General features: G+C 59.9%; 17 protein-coding genes. 4 read left to right on the forward strand and 13 right to left on the reverse strand.

Features of this window, described 5'->3' with window-relative positions:
* Positions 1 to 136: 136 nt before the first annotated feature.
* From JTY93_RS25985 to JTY93_RS25995, 3 genes are read right to left on the reverse strand one after another with little or no spacing between them, the layout of a single operon-like run.
* The gene (locus JTY93_RS25985) at positions 137 to 1,501 is read right to left on the reverse strand and encodes an aspartate aminotransferase family protein (protein WP_092231228.1); all 1,365 of its coding nucleotides are present in this window, start codon (positions 1,499 to 1,501) and stop codon (positions 137 to 139) included.
* Between the two features lie 55 nt (positions 1,502 to 1,556).
* On the reverse strand, positions 1,557 to 2,915 hold the full coding sequence (locus tag JTY93_RS25990) for a glutamine synthetase family protein (RefSeq protein ID WP_029289457.1): 1,359 nt from the start codon (positions 2,913 to 2,915) through the stop codon (positions 1,557 to 1,559).
* Between the two features lie 39 nt (positions 2,916 to 2,954).
* Positions 2,955 to 3,743: a gamma-glutamyl-gamma-aminobutyrate hydrolase family protein gene (locus JTY93_RS25995; RefSeq protein ID WP_205479679.1), complete on the reverse strand. Its 789-nt coding sequence runs from the start codon at positions 3,741 to 3,743 to the stop codon at positions 2,955 to 2,957.
* Between the two features lie 278 nt (positions 3,744 to 4,021).
* Between JTY93_RS25995 and JTY93_RS26000 the strand changes: the two genes are divergently transcribed.
* The gene (locus JTY93_RS26000; protein ID WP_057440427.1) at positions 4,022 to 5,398 is read left to right on the forward strand and encodes a glutamine synthetase family protein; all 1,377 of its coding nucleotides are present in this window, start codon (positions 4,022 to 4,024) and stop codon (positions 5,396 to 5,398) included.
* Positions 5,399 to 5,658: 260 nt separating this feature from the next.
* Positions 5,659 to 6,288 (forward strand): TetR/AcrR family transcriptional regulator, encoded by a 630-nt coding sequence (locus JTY93_RS26005; protein ID WP_205518960.1) that lies wholly within the window; start codon positions 5,659 to 5,661, stop codon positions 6,286 to 6,288.
* Positions 6,289 to 6,411: 123 nt separating this feature from the next.
* Here the strand turns inward: JTY93_RS26005 and JTY93_RS26010 are convergent, their stop codons facing one another.
* From JTY93_RS26010 to JTY93_RS26045, 8 genes are all read right to left on the reverse strand, one after another.
* Positions 6,412 to 6,627 carry a TOBE domain-containing protein gene (locus JTY93_RS26010; RefSeq protein WP_003213899.1) on the reverse strand — a complete coding sequence of 72 codons (216 nt, stop codon included), beginning with the start codon at positions 6,625 to 6,627 and terminating at the stop codon, positions 6,412 to 6,414.
* A 27-nt stretch (positions 6,628 to 6,654) separates the two neighbouring features.
* Complete coding sequence (gene ssuB / locus JTY93_RS26015; RefSeq protein WP_205480414.1) at positions 6,655 to 7,461, reverse strand: aliphatic sulfonates ABC transporter ATP-binding protein; 807 nt, start codon at positions 7,459 to 7,461, stop codon at positions 6,655 to 6,657.
* Complete coding sequence (ssuC, locus tag JTY93_RS26020) at positions 7,458 to 8,246, reverse strand: aliphatic sulfonate ABC transporter permease SsuC (protein WP_205480406.1); 789 nt, start codon at positions 8,244 to 8,246, stop codon at positions 7,458 to 7,460. Before ssuC ends, ssuB begins: the two co-directional genes overlap by 4 nt.
* Before the next feature lie 9 nt (positions 8,247 to 8,255).
* On the reverse strand, positions 8,256 to 9,404 hold the full coding sequence (gene ssuD, locus JTY93_RS26025) for an FMNH2-dependent alkanesulfonate monooxygenase (RefSeq protein WP_205480403.1): 1,149 nt from the start codon (positions 9,402 to 9,404) through the stop codon (positions 8,256 to 8,258).
* Between the two features lie 25 nt (positions 9,405 to 9,429).
* Entirely contained in the window at positions 9,430 to 10,398 is a 969-nt protein-coding gene (locus JTY93_RS26030; protein WP_205480394.1) for a sulfonate ABC transporter substrate-binding protein, read from the reverse strand.
* 124 nt (positions 10,399 to 10,522) lie between these two features.
* Complete coding sequence (gene ssuE, locus JTY93_RS26035; protein WP_038444301.1) at positions 10,523 to 11,116, reverse strand: NADPH-dependent FMN reductase; 594 nt, start codon at positions 11,114 to 11,116, stop codon at positions 10,523 to 10,525.
* Between the two features lie 317 nt (positions 11,117 to 11,433).
* Complete coding sequence (locus tag JTY93_RS26040) at positions 11,434 to 12,072, reverse strand: peroxiredoxin (protein WP_169991284.1); 639 nt, start codon at positions 12,070 to 12,072, stop codon at positions 11,434 to 11,436.
* Between the two features lie 176 nt (positions 12,073 to 12,248).
* Complete coding sequence (locus tag JTY93_RS26045; RefSeq protein WP_205480391.1) at positions 12,249 to 13,574, reverse strand: OprD family outer membrane porin; 1,326 nt, start codon at positions 13,572 to 13,574, stop codon at positions 12,249 to 12,251.
* A 369-nt stretch (positions 13,575 to 13,943) separates the two neighbouring features.
* On the opposite strand from JTY93_RS26045, the gene tauA reads away from it, so the two are divergent.
* Positions 13,944 to 14,930, forward strand: coding sequence for a taurine ABC transporter substrate-binding protein (tauA, locus tag JTY93_RS26050; RefSeq protein ID WP_205480377.1), 987 nt, complete (start codon positions 13,944 to 13,946; stop codon positions 14,928 to 14,930).
* Positions 14,931 to 15,063: 133 nt separating this feature from the next.
* Here tauA and argA read toward each other — a convergent pair whose 3' ends face one another.
* Together argA and argE are read right to left on the reverse strand one after the other, a co-directional pair.
* The gene (argA, locus tag JTY93_RS26055; RefSeq protein ID WP_032858930.1) at positions 15,064 to 16,362 is read right to left on the reverse strand and encodes an amino-acid N-acetyltransferase; all 1,299 of its coding nucleotides are present in this window, start codon (positions 16,360 to 16,362) and stop codon (positions 15,064 to 15,066) included.
* 135 nt (positions 16,363 to 16,497) lie between these two features.
* Complete coding sequence (argE, locus tag JTY93_RS26060) at positions 16,498 to 17,646, reverse strand: acetylornithine deacetylase (RefSeq protein ID WP_029289486.1); 1,149 nt, start codon at positions 17,644 to 17,646, stop codon at positions 16,498 to 16,500.
* A gap of 160 nt (positions 17,647 to 17,806) precedes the next feature.
* Between argE and JTY93_RS26065 the strand changes: the two genes are divergently transcribed.
* A complete protein-coding gene (locus JTY93_RS26065; RefSeq protein ID WP_205476587.1) occupies positions 17,807 to 19,174 on the forward strand; it encodes a CYTH domain-containing protein in 1,368 nt (455 codons plus the stop codon).
* The last annotated feature ends 38 nt before the right edge of the window (positions 19,175 to 19,212 follow it).

The following is a 19,212-nucleotide window of genomic DNA, read 5'->3' on the forward strand; positions in this document are numbered from 1 at the left end:
CGTTTCATGGCCCGTCGAAGGGCAACAAAACAGGGCGACAGTCTGGCAAGTTCAGGGGCCGGCTTTCAACCAAAGCCCCGCATTTATCATTGCCCGAATGCAACAGCTGCAAGCCGCTGCATTCTGAGCCTAGCACTTAGCCCTGCAATGCCGCCAAAGTCAGGTCCAGGCACTGGCGAGCCTTGGTCACCAGCTCGTCAATCTCGGCCTTGCTGATCACCAGCGGCGGCGAAATGATCATGGTGTCGCCCACGGCGCGCATGATCAGGCCATTCTCGAAGCAGAAGGTGCGGCAGATCATGCCCACGCCCTTGCCTTCATAACGCTTGCGCGTGGCCTTGTCCTGTACCAGCTCGATCGCACCCAACATGCCGACACCCCGTACTTCGCCCACCAGCGGATGATCCGCCAGCTCGCGTAGACGCTTTTGCAAATACGGTGCCGTTTCGTCATGCACGCGGCTGACAATTTTTTCATCGCGCATGATGCGGATGTTTTCCAGGGCCACCGCAGCCGCCACCGGGTGCCCGGAATAGGTGAAACCGTGGTTGAAGTCGCCACCTTCGTTGAGCACCGCCACCACTTCGTCGCGCACGATCAGGCCGCCCATGGGGATGTAGCCCGAGGTCAGGCCCTTGGCGATGGTCATCATGTCCGGCTTGAGGTCGTAGAAATCGCTACCGAACCACTCACCCGTGCGACCAAAGCCACAGATCACTTCGTCGGCGACAAACAGGATGTCGTACTTGGCGAGGATTTCCTTGATGCGCGGCCAGTAGGTCGCGGGCGGCACAATCACGCCGCCGGCGCCCTGGATCGGCTCGGCAATAAAGGCACCGACGTTGTCCACGCCGACTTCCAGAATCTTCTCTTCCAGTTGGTTGGCCGCCCAGATCCCGAACTCTTCGGGGCTCATGTCGCCGCCTTCGCCGAACCAGTACGGCTGCGCGATATGCACGATGCCCGGGATCGGCAAGTCGCCCTGCTCGTGCATATAGGTCATGCCGCCCAGGCTCGCGCCGGCCACGGTGGAGCCGTGGTAACCGTTCTTGCGGCTGATGATGGTTTTCTTGTTTGGCTGGCCCTTGATCGCCCAGTAGTGGCGGACCATGCGCAACATGGTGTCGTTGCCTTCGGAGCCGGAACCGGTGAAGAACACATGGTTCATGCCCGCGGGGGCGATATCGGCGATGGCCTTGGCCAGTTCCAGCACCGGAGGGTGGGCGGTCTGGAAGAACAGGTTGTAGTAAGGCAGTTGTTTCATCTGCTTGGCGGCGGCGTCAGCCAGCTCGTCGCGGCCATAACCGATGGCCACGCACCACAGGCCGGCCATGCCGTCGAGGATCTTGTTGCCTTCGCTGTCCCACAGGTACACGCCCTTGGCGTTGGTGATGATGCGCGGGCCTTTCTCTTTCAACTGCTTGAAGTCGCTAAACGGTGCCAGGTGATGATCGTTGCTCAGGGCTTGCCATTCACGGGTTTGCGGGTTGTTGCTGGACATACCAATCTCCAATAGGTAGATGAGGGTGCGGCGTATCCCGGCCGCACCCGGCGCATCAGACGGCGAAGAGCAGGAATTCCCGCTCCCACGAACTGATCACGCGCTTGAAGTTTTCATGCTCGGCCCGCTTGACCGCGACGTAGCCAGTGATGAATTTGTGACCCAGGTATTTCTCGATGGTCTTGCTGTTTTCCATGCGCTCCAGCGCGTCTTCGATGGTCAACGGCAGGCGCAGGTTGCGCCTTTCGTAACCACGACCGACTACCGGTGCGCTTGGGCTGATGCCTTCGACCATGCCGATATAGCCGCACAGCAGGCTGGCGGCGATCGCCAGGTACGGGTTGGCATCGGCGCCTGGCAGGCGGTTTTCCACGCGACGGTTCTGCGGGCCGGCGTCCGGTACGCGCAGGCCGACGGTGCGGTTTTCTTCGCCCCACTCCACGTTCACCGGCGCCGAGGTGTCGGGCAGGAAGCGGCGGAACGAGTTGACGTTGGGCGCGAACAGCGGCAACAGCTCGGGGATGAACTTTTGCAGGCCGCCAATGTGGTGCAGGAACAGCTCGCTCTTGGAACCGTCCTCATTGGAGAACACGTTCTTGCCGGTGGCGATATCAATGATGCTCTGGTGCAGGTGCATGGCGCTGCCCGGCTCACCGGTCATGGGCTTGGCCATGAAGGTGGCGGCCACGTTGTGCTTGAGCGCGGCTTCACGCATGGTGCGCTTGAACACCAGGATCTGGTCGGCCAGGGACAGGGCATCGCCGTGACGGAAGTTGATTTCCATCTGCGCCGTGCCGTCCTCGTGGATCAGGGTGTCGAGGTCCAGTTCCTGCAGTTCGCACCAGTCATAGACGTCTTCGAACAAGGGGTCGAATTCGTTGGCCGCTTCTATAGAGAAGGACTGGCGACCGGTTTCCGGGCGGCCAGAGCGGCCAATCGGCGGTTGCAGCGGGAAGTCCGGGTCTTCGCAGCGTTTGGTCAGGTAGAACTCCATCTCCGGCGCCACGATGGGCTGCCAGCCTTTGTCGGCGTAGAGCTTGAGGACTTTCTTGAGCACGTTGCGCGGCGACAGCTCGATCGGGTTGCCTTGCTTGTCGTAGGTGTCGTGGATCACCTGGGCGGTGGGCTCGATGGCCCAGGGCACCAGGAACACGGCGTTCTGGTCGGGGCGGCAGATCATGTCGATGTCGGCCGGGTCGAGCAATTCGTAATAGATGTCGTCTTCGACATAGTCGCCGGTCACGGTCTGCAACAGAACGCTCTCGGGCAGGCGCATGCCTTTTTCGGCAATGAACTTGTTGGTCGGCGAGATCTTGCCCCGGGTGATCCCCGTGAGGTCGCCAATCATGCATTCGACTTCTGTGATCTTGTGGTCTTTCAACCAATCGGTGAGCTGGTCGAGGTTGTTACTCATAAATGCCTCTGGGCTGGGTTTCCTGACATCCATTAAAGGTCAGGCGTTGTTTGACGCGTGTGCGTCTCTTTGTTTCGCCCGCGTTCGGCAGGCATCGCCAAATGCCTGGAAGATCGCGAGGTAGTACGGGTTGGAGCTTACCTGCCATTCAGGGTGCCATTGCACTCCTATTGCAAAAGCGTCTGCAAAAGCCTTGCCCTGTTTGAGCGAAAAAGCCTCGATCAGGCCGTCCGGCGCGGTCGCTTCGACCTGCAGGCCGGGCGCCAGGCGGTCAACGCCCTGGCTGTGGATCGAGTTGACCTGGATCGTGTCCGGCAAACCCAGGCTCGCCAGCACACCGCCCGGGGTGATCGCCACGGCATGCGCCGGGCCGTACTGGACGTCCAGCGGCTGGGTGTCGTCTTCGCGGTGATCCATCATGCCCGGCAGTTCATGAACCTTCTGGTGCAGGCTGCCGCCCAGGGCCACGTTCATTTCCTGGAAGCCCCGGCAGATCCCTAGCACCGGGACGCCCGCGGCGATCGCGGCGCGAATCAGCGGCAGGGTGCTCTGGTCCCGTGCAGGATCATGAGCAGTCCCAGGCGCGCTGGCCGGACCGTCGTAATGAAAGGGTTCGATATTGGAAGGTGAGCCGGTAAAGAGAATGCCGTCCAGACCGTCAAGAATATTGGCCGGTTCGAACAGCTCCGCCAGGGACGGAATAATCAATGGCAGGCCCTTGGCAGCGACTGCCACGGCGCGGACGTATTTGTCGCCACTGATGTGATAAGCATGCAGACCAACCTGTTTGGAGCAGGCGGTGACGCCGATTAACGGCAGGCCAGACATGAAGCACCCCGGTATTATTGCTGTTATGGGTTTGAATCGAGCTTAGCCTTGTTCATTTTTTTACACAACACCCCCGTAAAAAATACAACACGGCCCGCTCAAGCCTGCTAGTCCCAAGCCGGTCAAACCGATAAAACTGCCCAAAAAAGCCGCAAAAAAGCCCTCAAGGCGCTTTTTTAGGGCAAAAAAGGCCTCGCTTGACTTCGGCATGCCGTTCGGGTTGACTGAAACCAGAAAAGATCAATGATTGATATTTTTAACAACAAAGGTGTTGCATCATGTCGGTACCCCCGCGTGCCGTTCAGCTTAACGAAGCGAACGCGTTCCTTAAGGATCATCCTGAGGTTCTGTACGTAGACCTTCTAATTGCGGATATGAATGGTGTGGTGCGCGGTAAGCGCATCGAACGCACCAGCCTCCACAAGGTTTACGAGAAAGGCATCAACTTGCCGGCCTCTTTATTTGCCCTGGATATCAATGGCTCAACGGTGGAAAGCACCGGCCTGGGTCTGGACATCGGTGATGCTGACCGAATCTGTTATCCAATCCCCGATACCCTGTGCAATGAACCCTGGCAAAAGCGCCCTACCGCGCAACTGCTGATGACCATGCACGAACTTGAAGGTGAACCTTTCTTCGCCGATCCGCGCGAAGTGCTCCGCCAAGTTGTAACCAAGTTTGACGATATGGGCCTGACCATCTGCGCAGCCTTCGAGCTTGAGTTCTACCTGATCGACCAGGAGAACGTGAACGGCCGCCCACAACCTCCCCGCTCGCCGATTTCCGGCAAACGCCCGCACTCGACACAGGTCTACCTGATCGACGACCTCGACGAATACGTCGACTGCCTCCAGGACATTCTGGAAGGTGCCAAAGAGCAAGGCATCCCGGCTGACGCGATCGTCAAGGAAAGTGCCCCGGCGCAGTTCGAAGTGAACCTGCACCACGTCGCCGACCCGATCAAGGCATGCGACTACGCGGTACTGCTCAAGCGTTTGATCAAGAACATTGCCTACGACCATGAGATGGACACCACCTTCATGGCCAAGCCTTACCCGGGCCAGGCAGGCAACGGTTTGCACGTGCATATTTCGATCCTGGACAAAGACGGCAAGAACATCTTTGCCAGCGAGGATCCCGAGCAGAACGCCGCATTGCGTCACGCGATCGGCGGTGTGCTGGAGACCCTGCCTGCACAAATGGCTTTCCTGTGCCCCAACGTCAACTCCTACCGTCGTTTTGGCGCACAGTTCTACGTGCCGAACTCGCCGTGCTGGGGCCTGGACAACCGCACCGTGGCGATTCGCGTACCTACGGGTTCGTCCGACGCGGTACGTATCGAACACCGCGTGGCCGGCGCCGATGCCAACCCTTACCTGCTGATGGCTTCGGTCCTGGCGGGCGTGCACCACGGTCTGACCAACAAGATCGAACCTGGCGCACCGGTGGAAGGCAACAGCTACGAGCAGAACGAACAAAGCCTGCCGAACAACCTGCGTGATGCCCTGCGCGAGTTGGACGACAGCGAGGTGATGGCCAAGTACATCGATCCGAAGTACATCGATATCTTCGTCGCCTGCAAGGAAAGTGAGCTGGAGGAGTTCGAACACTCCATCTCCGACCTTGAGTACAACTGGTACCTGCATACCGTGTAAGCGGACTGTGGCGAGCGGGCTTGCCCCGCGCTGGGCTGCGAAGCAGCCCCAAAACAAACACCGCGATGCATCTGATGCATCGCGGTGTTTTTGAATGAGGGCTGCTTCGCAGCCCAGCGCGGGAGCAAGCCCGCTCGCCACAAACAAGCTCTCGCCACAACAGGCCCGCTTGCCACAACAAACCTGCTCCCCACAACAAGCCCTATCTGTACCGATATGGATCTCTGCGTACAATGCATCCTGCCTTGTAGGAGACTTCCATGACCACCCGCCCCGCCGCCCCTCGCAAACCCCGCGCCCGCAGCCAGGCCCGGATCGACGCGATCCTCGACGCCGCCCGCACCTTGCTGGCCGCCGAAGGCGTGGCCAGTCTGTCGATCTACAGCGTGGCCGAACGGGCGCAGATTCCGCCGTCATCGGTGTATCACTTTTTCGCCAGCGTACCGGCCTTGCTCGAAGCACTGACGGCTGACGTACACGCCGCATTCCGCGCCGCGCTGCAAGCCCCCATCGACCACGACAGCCTGCATCACTGGCGCGACCTGTCGCGCCTGGTGGAATTGCGCATGCTGGACATCTACAGCAACGATGCCGCCGCCCGGCAATTGATTCTCGCCCAGCACGGCCTCACCGAAGTGACCCAGGCCGACCGCCAGCATGACCTGGAGTTGGGGGATTTGATGCTGCAAGTGTTCAACCGCCACTTTGAAGTGCCGGTACTGCCGGAGGATGTGGACGTGTTTGCCCTGGCGCTGGAGTTGAGCGACCGCGTGTACGCACGCTCGGTGCATCAGCATGGGCAGATCACCCCGCGCATGGCGGAGGAAGGGATGCGGGTGTTTGATGCGTATGTGGGGCTTTATTTGCCGGTGTTTTTGCCTAAGCGATAAGTTTTGTGGTGACTGGGCCGGCCTCTTCGCGAGCAAGCCCGCTCCCACATTCGACCGTATTCCGATGTTGGAAATCGGTCGAATGTGGGAGCGGGCTTGCCTGCGATAGCGGTCGAAAGCCGATCACAGCTTGGCGATCGACACCTCAGTAGACTTCACAAACGCAATCACTTCACTGCCAATCACCAACTCCAGCTCTTTCACCGAGCGGGTGGTGATCACCGAGGTGACAATGCCGGACGCGGTCTGCACGTCGATTTCCGACAGGACGTCGCCTTCGACAATTTCCTTGATGGTGCCTTTGAACTGGTTACGCACGTTGATCGCTTTGATAGTCATGGTGTTATTCCTTTAGGGACAAGTAAGTTATTGCGCCCAACGCAATTGCGTAGGCAACGGTGAAACAGGTTCCGGCGCAGGCGGCGTGCCGGGCAGTGACAGCACACGGTTGAGCACTTCGGTTTCCAGGGCCGCCAGGCGATGGGAGCCACGGACTCTCGGGCGTGGCAGTTCCACATGCAGGTCGAGGCCGATGTCGCCGTCTTCGATCAGGATGACCCGGTCGGCAATGGCCACGGCTTCGCTGACGTCATGGGTCACCAGCAACACGGTAAAACCGTGCTTGCGCCACAGGTTTTCGATCAGTTGCTGCATCTCGATGCGGGTCAGGGCATCCAGCGCACCCAAGGGCTCATCCAGCAGCAACAGGCGCGGCTGATGAATCAGAGCGCGGGCCAGGGCCACCCGTTGTTTCTGGCCACCGGACAACGCCGCTGGCCATTCATCGGCACGCTCGGCCAGGCCAACCGCTTCCAGCGCCTCAAGCGCTTGGGGCCGCCAGTTGCCTTTAAGGCCCAGGCCGACGTTATCGATGATCTTTTTCCACGGCAGCAGGCGCGCTTCCTGGAACATCAGCCGCGTGTCTTCGAGCGCTTCGCTCAGGGGTGCAGAACCTGCAAGCAACTCGCCACTGCTGGCGCTATCAAGGCCGGCCAGCAGGCGCAGCAAGGTACTTTTGCCACAGCCACTGCGGCCAACAACGGCCACGAACTGGCCCGCCGGGATGTGCAGGTCAATCTCGCGCAGGACTTCCCGCGCGCCGAACGCCTTGCGCAGCTTGCGCACCGCCAACGGGATGCCCCGCAGCAGGCGTGGAGGTTGTTGAGCGGTCATGCCGCACCTCCTTTATGCACTTGATAGGCCGGATGCCAGCGCAGCCACACTCGCTCCAGGCCACGCGCTGCGAGGTCGGCCAACTTGCCGAGCACCGCGTACAGCACAATCGCCAGCACCACCACGTCGGTTTGCAGGAACTCCCGGGCATTCATCGCCAGGTAGCCGATACCGGAGCTGGCGGAAATGGTTTCCGCGACGATCAGCGTCAACCACATAAAGCCCAGGGCAAAACGCACCCCCACCAGGATCGAAGGCAAGGCGCCGGGCAGGATCACCTGGCGAAACAGGCTGAACCCCGACAAGCCATAACTGCGCGCCATCTCCACCAGTGCCGGATCGACGTTGCGGATGCCGTGATAGGTGTTGAGGTAGATGGGGAACAGCGTGCCGAGGGCGACCAGGAAAATCTTCGCCGTCTCATCGATGCCGAACCACAGAATCACCAGCGGGATCAGCGCCAAGTGCGGCACGTTGCGAATCATCTGCACCGAGCTGTCCAGCAGGCGCTCGCCCCATGTCGACAGGCCAGTGATAAAACCCAGGGCCAGGCCGATACCGCCGCCGATCACAAAACCCAGGCCCGCGCGCCAGCCGCTGATGGCCAGGTGGGTCCAGATTTCACCGCTGCTCACCAGGTGCACGCCAGCCGCAATTACTGCGCTGGGGGCCGGCAAAATCCGCGTCGACAGCCAGCCTGCCGACACCGACAACTGCCACACCACCAGCAACAGGACCGGCAGCGCCCAAGGCGCCAGCCGATGCAGAATCCGTTGACTATTCATGACGGCGCCTCAGCTCTGCGACGCGGCTTTGGGAAGAATGTCGTTGGCCACCATCTCGCCAAACGGGCTGACGTAACCGGCGCTTTTCGGCAGCTCGGGACGTTCGATATCCAGGTGCGGGAACAGCAATTCCGCAACCCGGTACGACTCTTCCAGGTGTGGATAACCGGAGAAAATAAAGGTGTCGATGCCCAGGTCCGCGTACTCCTTGACCCGCGCCGCCACGGTCGGCCCATCGCCCACCAGTGCCGTGCCGGCGCCGCCGCGTACCAGGCCAACGCCGGCCCACAGGTTGGGGCTGACTTCGAGGTTGTCGCGACTGCCGCCATGCAAGGCGGCCATGCGCTGCTGGCCCACCGAATCAAAGCGTGCCAGCGAGGCCTGGGCACGGGCGATGGTGTCATCGTCCAGATGGGAGATCAGTTTGTCGGCGGCTTTCCATGCCTCGTCGTTGGTTTCACGCACGATCACATGCAAGCGAATACCGAAGCGCACGGTGCGCCCGAGCTTGGCCGCCTTGTCCCGTACCTGTTCGATTTTTTCCGCCACCGCCGCCGGTGGCTCGCCCCAGGTCAGGACCATTTCCACTTGTTCGGCTGCCAGGTCCTGGGCCGCTTCGGAAGATCCACCAAAATACAGCGGCGGACGGGGCTGCTGGATCGGTGGGTAGAGCAACTTGGCGCCTTTGACGCTGATGTGCTGGCCGTCGTAGTCCACGGTTTCGCCTTCCAGCACGCGCCGCCAGATGCGGGTGAATTCCACCGAGGCCTGGTAGCGCTCCTCATGGCTGAGGAACAGGCCATCACCGGCCAGTTCTTCCGGATCACCACCGGTCACCAGGTTGAACAGCGCCCGGCCACCGGACAGCCGATCCAGGGTCGCGGCCTGGCGCGCCGCCACCGTCGGGGAAATGATCCCGGGGCGCAGTGCTACCAGGAATTTCAGACGCTGGGTCACCGGGATCAACGAGGCGGCCACCAGCCACGAGTCTTCGCAAGAACGACCGGTGGGGATCAGTACCCCGCCAAAACCCAGGCGATCAGCGGCCTGGGCCACCTGTTGCAGATAACCGTGATCCACGGCGCGAGCGCCTTCGGCGGTGCCAAGGTAATGGCCGTCGCCGTGGGTAGGCAGGAACCAGAAAATATTGAGGCTCATGGAGTTGTCTCCTGAAGAAGTCGGATTACGGCGCTTTGGCAACGGTCGCAGGTGGCGTCCAGATCACGTCCTTGATGCTCAAGGGCTTGGGAATCAATTTGAGCTGGTAGAAGGTGTCAGCGATTTTCTGCTGCGCGGCGACCACTTGCGGGGTCAGGAACAGCGCGCCGTAGCCCTGGCGTTTGACCGAGGTCAGGGTGATGTCAGCCGGCAAGCCGAGCAGCGGCGCAACTTGTTCGGTGACTTCCTGGGGGTTGGCCTTGGACCATTCGCCCACGGCGCGCACTTCTTCCACCAACGCCTTGATCACCTCCGGGTGTTTTTCGGTGTAGGGCTTGGTGGCCAGGTAGAACTGGTGGTTGTCGGCAATGCCGGTGGCGTCACGTAGGGTGCGGGCTTGCAGTTGTTGCTCGGCGGCCGCCTGGTACGGGTCCCAGATGACCCAGGCGTCGACACTGCCACGCTCGAAAGCGGCACGAGCGTCGGCGGGCGGCAGGAACACGGTCTGTACGTCGGTGTATTTCAGGCCGGCGTCTTCCAGGGCGCGTACCAGCAGGTAATGCACGTTGGAGCCTTTGTTGAGCACGACTTTCTTGCCCTTGAGCTCGGCCACCGATTTGATCGGCGAATCCTTGGGTACCAGGATGGCTTCGCTGGTCGGCGCTGGCGGTTCGTAGGCGACGTAGAGCAGATCGGCACCGGCGGCCTGGGCGAACACCGGTGGGGTTTCGCCGGTGACGCCAAAGTCGATGGAGCCGACATTCAGCCCTTCGAGCAACTGCGGGCCACCGGGAAACTCGGTCCACTGCACGTTCACGCCCTGGTCGGCCAGGCGTTTTTCCAGGGTGCCCTTAGCCTTGAGCAGCACCAGGGTGCCGTATTTCTGATAACCGATCCGCAGGGTTTGCGCGGCCTGGGCTTGAACAATGGCGCCGAAGGACACAGCCGCAGCAAACAGTGCGACCAGGCCCCGACGCAAGATGATAGTGCGCATGGCGCTCTCCAAATTGACGATTAGGGTTGTGGCTGCACCTGCTTGGCCGTTGGCGGCTGAGTAAGGTGAGGGTTTTGTATTCGGGTGTGGCTTATATCCGGGCGTGGCTATATTCGGGTGTGGCTTAGATGCTCCAGCGAGCACTCAACAAACGTTCATTCAACACATGGGGGTCCAACGGTTGCGGGCGACGGGCCATGGCGCTGTAGAACTGCTCCAGGGCTTCGCTCAAGCGTTGTTCAAGGATCGGCACCAACTGCGCCTGGGCACTGCCTTCGCCGTAGGCGATCTGGCTGTCCTCGGCAAAAATCCCGTGCAGCAGCTCCTGGGCTTTGAGTGCCGACAGCACAGGCTTCAAGGCGTAGTCCACCGCCAGCATGTGGGCAATGCTGCCGCCAGTGGCCATGGGCAGTACCACCTTATGGGCCAGGGCGCGTTCCGGCAGCAGGTCGAGGACGGTTTTCAAGGCGCCTGAAAACGAGGCCTTGTACACCGGCGTGGCGATCAGCAAACCATCGGCATTGGCCACCTGGGCCAGCAGGTCGAGGACCTTCGGGCTGTCGAAGCGGGCATACAACAAATCTTCGGCCGGGAAGTCCCGTACCTGATAACTCACCACTTCCACGCCTTGCTGCTGCAACCAGCGCCGGGAGTGATCCAGCAAAACCCCGGACCGGGAACGCTGACTGGGACTGCCACCAAGTGTTACGACCAGCATCGGGAGTTTCCTTGAGCAAGTGTCGGCGGTTCGCGGTACAGCGATGGCGCCAAGATGGGACAGACCTTATCAGCAGATTTATATATCTATAAATCTTATTTTTTTCATTTGTTTATTCTTTAAATGCATATACAGAAGAGCATTCAGCGGGCGAAAAAAAAGGCCGTCGAAACGGCCTGAAAACCCCTGCTATGTGAGCACTGAAATGCGATCAACCTGTGGGAGCGGGCTTGCTCGCGAATGCGGCGTATCAGTCAGCACATTTCTTGCTGATCTACCGCATTCGCGAGCAAGCCCGCTCCCACATTGGATTCGGGTTAACGATTAGGTTGTGGGGTCAGCCGCAGATACGGTTTGACAGCGCGATAGCCCTTGGGAAAGCGCTGCTTGATCTCTTCCTCATCCTTGAGCGACGGCACGATCACCACTTCATCACCGTCCTGCCAGTTGGCCGGGGTGGCGACTTTATAGTTGTCGGTCAGTTGCAACGAGTCGATCACCCGCAGGATTTCGTGGAAATTGCGCCCGGTGCTGGCCGGGTAGGTGATGGTCAGGCGAATCTTTTTGTTCGGGTCGATCACGAACAGCGAACGTACGGTCAGGGTGTCGTTGGCATTGGGGTGGATCAGGTCGTACAGGTCCGAGACCTTGCGGTCGGCATCGGCCAGGATCGGGAAGTTGACGAGGGTGTTCTGGGTCTCGTTGATGTCCTCGATCCACTTGTGGTGGGAGTCCACCGGGTCTACCGACAGGGCAATGGCCTTGACCCCACGCTTGGCAAACTCATCTTTGAGCTTGGCGGTGAAACCCAGCTCGGTGGTGCACACCGGGGTGAAGTCCGCCGGGTGGGAAAACAGCACGCCCCAGCTATCGCCCAGCCACTCGTGGAAACGAATCTTGCCGGCGCTGGAGTCCTGTTCAAAGTCGGGGGCGATATCGCCCAGTCTGAGGCTCATGGTGTGGCTCCTGATGAGTGCTTATGGGATCCACTGTGCCTGCGCTGATGAGATTTTAAAAAGAATAAATATCGATTTATTTAGACGATAAAGGAATATAAAGCAGTGCGTTGATTGACCAATTTCAGGGCAAAAAAAACCTCGCAATTATCGCGAGGTTTTTTTCTCAACGGTTCTTACAGGAAGCTGTAAGTGTAGTTGAAGATCAGACGAGTCTGGTCCTGGTCCTGAATGCCGGTACCGCTACCGCGATAGACACCGTGACGCAGTGTAGTACCAAAGCCTTTCAGAGCACCCTGCTGAATGGTGTAGTCGATACGCATATCGCGTTCCCACTCGGACTGGTCACTGCCACCTTTCGCGGATTTGATGTTGTCGCCATGCAGGTAAGCAATCGAGGTTTTCAAACCTGGAACGCCCAATGCAGCGAAGTCATAGGAGTACTGACCGAAGGTGGTGTTTTCACCCGCACGCACGAAGGAGTTGATCATGCTATCGGTGAAGAGGTAGAAGCTGGAACCGCCGGCGCCTTCGTTACGGCCATTGCCGTCAACCACACTGCCCTGGTTCAACCAAACGAAACCGCCGTCATCATTGACACGCTGATGACCGACCATGAACGCACTGCCCCCCAGGGAGTAGGTGAACATGGCGCTCCAGGTTTTGTTATTAACCTCGCCAGCATCCTTCGCGTAACCACCGTTGTTGTTGAACTGGTAGCCAGCCTGGCCATTCTTGCCATCGGAGCTGCTGTCAAAATAACGCAGGTCGGTTTTGAACGACTGACCTTCGGTGATCGGGTAGACGTGGACCAGACCCAGGAAGTGTTGCTTATAGAAGTCTTCCAGGTTGGCGTAGTAGTACTGCAATGTCAGGTCTTTAGTGACTTTCCAATCAGCACCGCCAAAGCGGAATTGGTTGCTTTCCTGGGTAGCACCGTTGACGGACAGGCCAGTGCTATTGCTTGAGGCACGCCCGGTGGCGTGTTCAAGTTGACCTGCGTTAAACGTCACATTGTCGATTTCTTTAGAGGTGACAGTGCCGCCTTCAAAGGTCTGAGGCAGCAGACGACCGTCGCTTGCAATCAGAATCGGCAGGTTTGGCGCCAAGGCACCACCCAGGTGGGCTTCGGTCTTGGAGAAGCGGGCTTTTACGTTGGCGCTCGCGCTGCTCCAGCTACTGACGGCCGAACCATCTGTATCGCTTGGAACAAAGGAGTTGCTATTAGGGTGATGACCACGGCCACCATCGAGGTGAAAGCCGACCAATGCCTGGGCATCGATACCAAAGCCGACCGTGCCTTCAGTGAAACCAGACTGGACGTTGAACTTCAGGCCGGTGGCCGTTTCGCGCTGGTCAGCACCGCCTTCACGCTGATCGTTATCAAAATACAGGGTCCGAGAACTTACGGATGCCTTGGTGTCTTCAACAAAACCAGCGGCGCCAGCTTGCTGAGCCAAAACCCCAGCCGCGACGGCGATCGCCAATGTGTACTTCTTCATGTACCGCTCCTCTCGTTTCTAATTTTTGTAGTTCTTTGGTCTCGGGTCTGACGCCCTCGATCCACAGATGCGCGATTAGCGCCAGATCGTGACTGACAAGTCAATCGTAACCTTGTATGTCTACTACCTTCGTCTAACCGCAGTTGATTTGGTCCCTGCAGGGTAATGAGTTTTTCATACACCCAAAAAGAATTATTTCATCCTTTTTCATACTATTCAGGAATAACACTTTCCATGGCGCGACAATCCCGCAGCGGGGTATCGCTCCATAAGCTAATTCCTAAAGGGTATTTGTTGGCCATTTTTTAGATCGTTTAGTGTGAGCAGAATCTCGCACACGTCACTCACGATCAAAAAGGCGACGCCATCATGGCCAAACGCGCATCCTCTAGTCAATTTGTTACAGTTTTACTATCACTTACACTTTCTTTTGGCGTGCAAGCGGCCAGTCTCACCATCGGTTACCAAACCGGGGTTGACCCCAGCAAAGTGCCCCAGGCCGACGGCGTCTATGAGCAGGCCATCGGCGAGAAAATCGACTGGCGCCGCTTCAATAGCGGCCCGGAAGTGATCACCGCGATTGCCTCCGGCGATGTGCAGATCGGCAACCTCGGCTCCAGCCCTTTGGCGGCCGCCGCATCCCGTAATCTACCCATCGTAGCGTTCATCGTATCGGCTCAGATCAATGGTTCTGAAGCTTTGGTAGTGCGCAACGGCAGTCATATTGACGCACCCAAGGACCTGATCGGCAAAACCATCGCCACGCCTTTTGTCTCCACATCCCACTACAGCCTGCTCGGGGCCCTGAAACACTGGGGCCTGGACACAAAGCAGGTCAAAGTGGTGAACCTGCAACCGGTGCAAATTGCCGCAGCCTGGAAACGCGGGGATATCGACGGCGCGTTTGTCTGGTCGCCGGCCCTGGGGGAAATCCGCAAGACCGGCAAGATCCTCACCGATGCTGCCCAGGTGGGCCAATGGGGCGCGCCGACGTTCGAGGTGTGGGTGGTGCGCAAGGATTTTGCCGAGAAGTACCCTGAGGTGGTGGCCAAGTTTGCCAAGGTCACCCTGGATTCATTTGCCGAGTACGCGGCGCACAAATCCGAGTGGACGGCGGATTCGGTACCGGTACAGAAGATCGCCCGATTGACCGGCGCAAACGCTGCGGATATCCCAGAACTGCTGGAAGGCAGCACCTTCCCCGATGCCCGGGCGCAGCAAACCGAGGCCTTGCTCAATGGCGGGACAGCCAAGGCCATTGGGGAGACGGCGAAGTTTCTTAAGGAACAAGGGAAAGTAGAGACCGTGTTACCGGACTATTCGGCCTATGTGACCGGAAAATTCATCAAAGAATAAACCCGGACAAAGAATGTGGGAGCGGGCTTGCTCGCGAAGGCGGTGTGCCAGTCAATACATGTGCTGACTGACACACCGCCTTCGCGAGCAAGCCCGCTCCCACATTAGGTATTGGGTGTACCGAATACCGTGTTTACAGGGTCTTCTCGAAGATCTTCGAATTACGCTGGAAGTTGTACAGCGAAGCCCGCGCCGACGGCAGGCGATCCACGCTGCTTGGCACAAAGCCGCGCTCGCGGAACCAGTGGGCGGTGCGGGTCGTCAGCACGAACAGGGTCTTCAAGCCTTGGGTGCGGGCGCGGGTTTCGATGCGCTCGAGCAGCTCATCACCACGACCGCCATGACGATATTCCGGATTGACCGCCAGGCACGCCAGTTCACCGGCATCTGAATCGGCAATGGGGTAAAGCGCGGCGCACGCGATGATCATGCCTTCGCGCTCCACCACGCTGAACTGCTCGATTTCCCGCTCCAGCACTTCCCGCGAGCGGCGCACCAAAATGCCCTGCTCTTCCAGTGGGCTGATCAGGTCCAGCAGGCCGCCGACATCTTCAATCGCCGCCTCACGCACCAGCTCGAACTGCTCCTGGGCCACCAGCGTACCGCCGCCGTCCCGGGTAAAGAGTTCGGTCAACAGCGCACCGTCTTCGACATAACTGACGATATGGCTGCGCCCCACGCCCCCACGACAGGCCTCGGCTGCTGCATCCAGCAGTTCGGCCTGGTAGTTGTTGCCCAGGCGTTGCAAATGCGCCGGTACTTGTTGCGGACGCAGTTCGCGCACCAGTCGACCGTTTTCGTCGATCAGGCCCAGGTCGGCGCCAAACAACAGCAGCTTGTCGGCGCCCAGGTCGATGGCGGCGCGGGTAGCGACGTCTTCACAGGCCAGGTTGAAAATCTCTCCGGTCGGCGAATAGCCCAAAGGCGACAGTACGACAATCGAGCGCTCGTCCAGCAGGCGGTTGATGCCCTTGCGGTCGACCCGGCGCACTTCGCCGGTATGGTGGTAATCGATACCGTCCAACACGCCGATCGGCCGCGCGGTCACCAGGTTGCCGCTGGCCACCCGCAGGCGCGAGCCCTGCATCGGCGAAGACGCCATGTCCATGGACAGCCGTGCTTCGATAGCAATACGCAAGTGGCCAACCGCGTCGATCACACACTCCAGGGTCGCGGCATCGGTGATGCGCATGCCATCGTGGTAATGCGGGGTCAGGCCGCGAGCGGCGAGGCGGGTTTCGATTTGCGGGCGCGAACCATGCACCAGCACCAGACGCACGCCGAGGCTGTGCAGCAGCACCAGGTCGTGGACGATGTTGCCGAAGTTGGGGTGATCCACACCGTCGCCCGGCAGCATGACCACAAAGGTGCAGTCGCGGTGGGCATTGATGTAAGGCGAAGCGTGACGAAGCCAATTGACGTATTCGGGCATAAACCTGGGCCTGTAATAAAAAGCAGCCAAAAAAAGGATGAATCGCTAAACGCACAGCGGGCTGATGGTTATCGTCGGAACAGGCTTGGCGACACGCTCGCTCTCCTTCTAAGTACGGGGTGCAATGGGGTTAATTTATGCAGGTTTGAGGCAGTAGTGTTCAATCAATTCCCGCAATAGACGCACTGTAGGCGTCAAGCGTGACATTTCAAGGTACTCGCCCGGCTGGTGGGCGCAGGCGATATCCCCAGGGCCGAGCACCAGGGTTTCACAACCAAGGCGCTGAAGATAAGGCGCTTCAGTGCCGAACGCTACTGCTTCGGCACGATGGCCGGTCAATCGTTCCGCGACCCGTACCAGCTCGGCATCCTCAGGCTGCTCAAAGGGCGGCACTTCGGGGAACAGCGGCGCATAGTCGATCTGCACCTGATGGCGTTCGGCGATGGGCCGAAGTTTCTGCTGGATGGCGTCGCGCAGTACCTGCGGATCCATGCCGGGCAAGGGCCGCAGGTCGAATTCCAGGGAGCATTGGCCGCAAATGCGGTTGGGATTGTCGCCGCCGTGGATACATCCAAAATTCAAGGTGGGCTGGGGCACGCTGAATTGTGGGTTGCGATACTCCCGCTGCCAGGCCAGGCGCAGGCCGCGCAGTTCGCCCATGGCGTCATGCATGGCTTCGAGGGCGCTGTGACCCAGACTCGGGTCCGACGAGTGACCACTGCGCCCGAGGATGTCGATACGTTCCATCATCACGCCCTTGTGCAGGCGGATCGGCTTGAGGCCCGTGGGCTCGCCAATCACCGCAGCACGCCCCAGCGGACGACCGGCCGCAGCCAACGCGCGGGCGCCGGCCATGGAGCTTTCTTCATCACAGGTGGCAAGGATCAACAGCGGCTGCTTGAACGGTTGGTCGAGCAGCGGCAGGACTGCTTCGATGGCCAGCGCGAAAAAACCTTTCATGTCGCAGCTACCCAGCCCTACCCAGCGCCCGTCCACTTCCGTCAACTTCAAAGGATCGGTCTGCCATAGCGCTTCATCGTACGGCACGGTATCGCTGTGCCCCGCCAGCACCAGGCCACCGGGGCCGCTGCCGAAGCTGGCGAGCAGGTTGAACTTGCCGGGGCTGACCTGCTGGATCTCGCAGGCAAAGCCCAGGTCGCCGAGCCAGGTGGCGAGCAGATCGATCACCGGGCGGTTGGTCTGGTCGAGAGACGCTTGGGTACAACTGACAGAGGGCGCGGCAATCAGAGCGGCAAATTGTTCTTTCATGGACGGTAAAGGCATGCGCTGTCTCTCAACTTCCACAGATGAAACCCATCATAGAACCATCTGCGCTGCACAATAAACCCGTTGCGGCACGTTGCCGGGCTCAGTCCTGTACACTGCACGACCTTGGCAGCCACATATTCCCCCGGCTGCACTCCCGATCCTGGATGTTCCGGCCATGCAAAAAGAAACCGAAATCAAGCTCCGCGTCAGCCGCGAGACCCTCGCCGCGCTGCGTGAGCACCCGCTCCTGAAAAAACGCAACAAAAGTGGCTGGGAACGCCGTGAGTTGATGAACCAGTACTTCGATACCCCCGAGCGTGACCTGGCCCAGGCCAAGGTTGCCCTGCGCCTGCGCAAGGATGGCGACGAAGTGATCCAGACCCTCAAGACCCGCGGCCACAGTGTTGCCGGCTTGTCGGAGCGTAATGAATACGACTGGAAACTGCCCAAAGCCAAGCTCGACGTGAAGAAACTCGACGGCGAATGCTGGCCCGAGCAACTGGCCGAGCTGGACAAAAAGACCCTCAAGCCGATCTTCACCACCGACTTCGTGCGCGAACGTGCCGAGATCGCCTGGGGCCGTGGCAAGGCCAAGGTGGTAATCGAAGCCGCCCTGGACCTGGGCCATGTGATTGCCGGCAAGCAGAAGGAAGAAATCTGCGAACTGGAACTGGAACTGCGCGAAGGCGAGCCCGCCGCCCTGCTGGAACTGGCTGCCGAACTGGCCCAGACCCTGGCGCTGATGCCGTGCGATATCAGCAAGGCCGAGCGCGGCTATCGCCTGTTTGACGCCAACAGCTATTCCCTGAGCCTGCCGGCCCCGCAACTGCAACCAGAAATCCCCCTGGACGACGCCTTCGCCGCGCTCACCTGGCATCTGCTGGGCAGCAGCCAGCGCCTGGCCGAGCAGTACCGTTTCAACGGTCACTGGCGCCTGTTGCAGGACTGGGTAGAAAACCTCGCTGAAATGCGTGCCCTGATTGGCAGCCTCGGCCAGGCCGCGCCACGCCAATCCACCAGCGAACTGCGCAGTGCGCTCGATGCCCTGCTGGAAGACTGGCGCCCGCTGGTCCAGGCCGGCGAAGACGATGAGGACGTGCGCAAGGCCGCGCCGGAACAGTTCCTCGAAGAATTGACCGACGTGCGCTGGGGCCTGTTCTCACTGAATACTTCGCGCTGGCTGCTGGCCCGCACCTGGACCCTGGACCGTAATGTGCGTGGCAACCGCCAGGGCGCCGCCCAGGTCGCCAACTGGCTGCCGCGCCTGCTGGCCGACGAAGCCGTCGCCCTGCGCCTGCCGCGCTACCAGCAACAGCCCGAAGACCTGGCCGAGCAACTGCCGCGCATCGAGCGTCTGCAGGCTTGGCTGCACCACGCCCGGCACCTGCTGGAAATCCCGGAGCTGGATCGTTTGTACGGTGAGCTGAACAAGTTGGCGGCCCTGGCCAACCTGCCAATCACCGACGAATCGCTGGATGCGCGGATGCATCAGGTGATTGCGGTGTATCAGAATCGTGCGTGGAAGACTTTGCTGCGTCTGTAAGAATGCTATCGCGGGCAAGCCCGCTCCCACATTGGAAT

It is taken from the genome of Pseudomonas hygromyciniae (assembly GCF_016925675.1).
GTDB lineage: Bacteria > Pseudomonadota > Gammaproteobacteria > Pseudomonadales > Pseudomonadaceae > Aquipseudomonas > Aquipseudomonas hygromyciniae.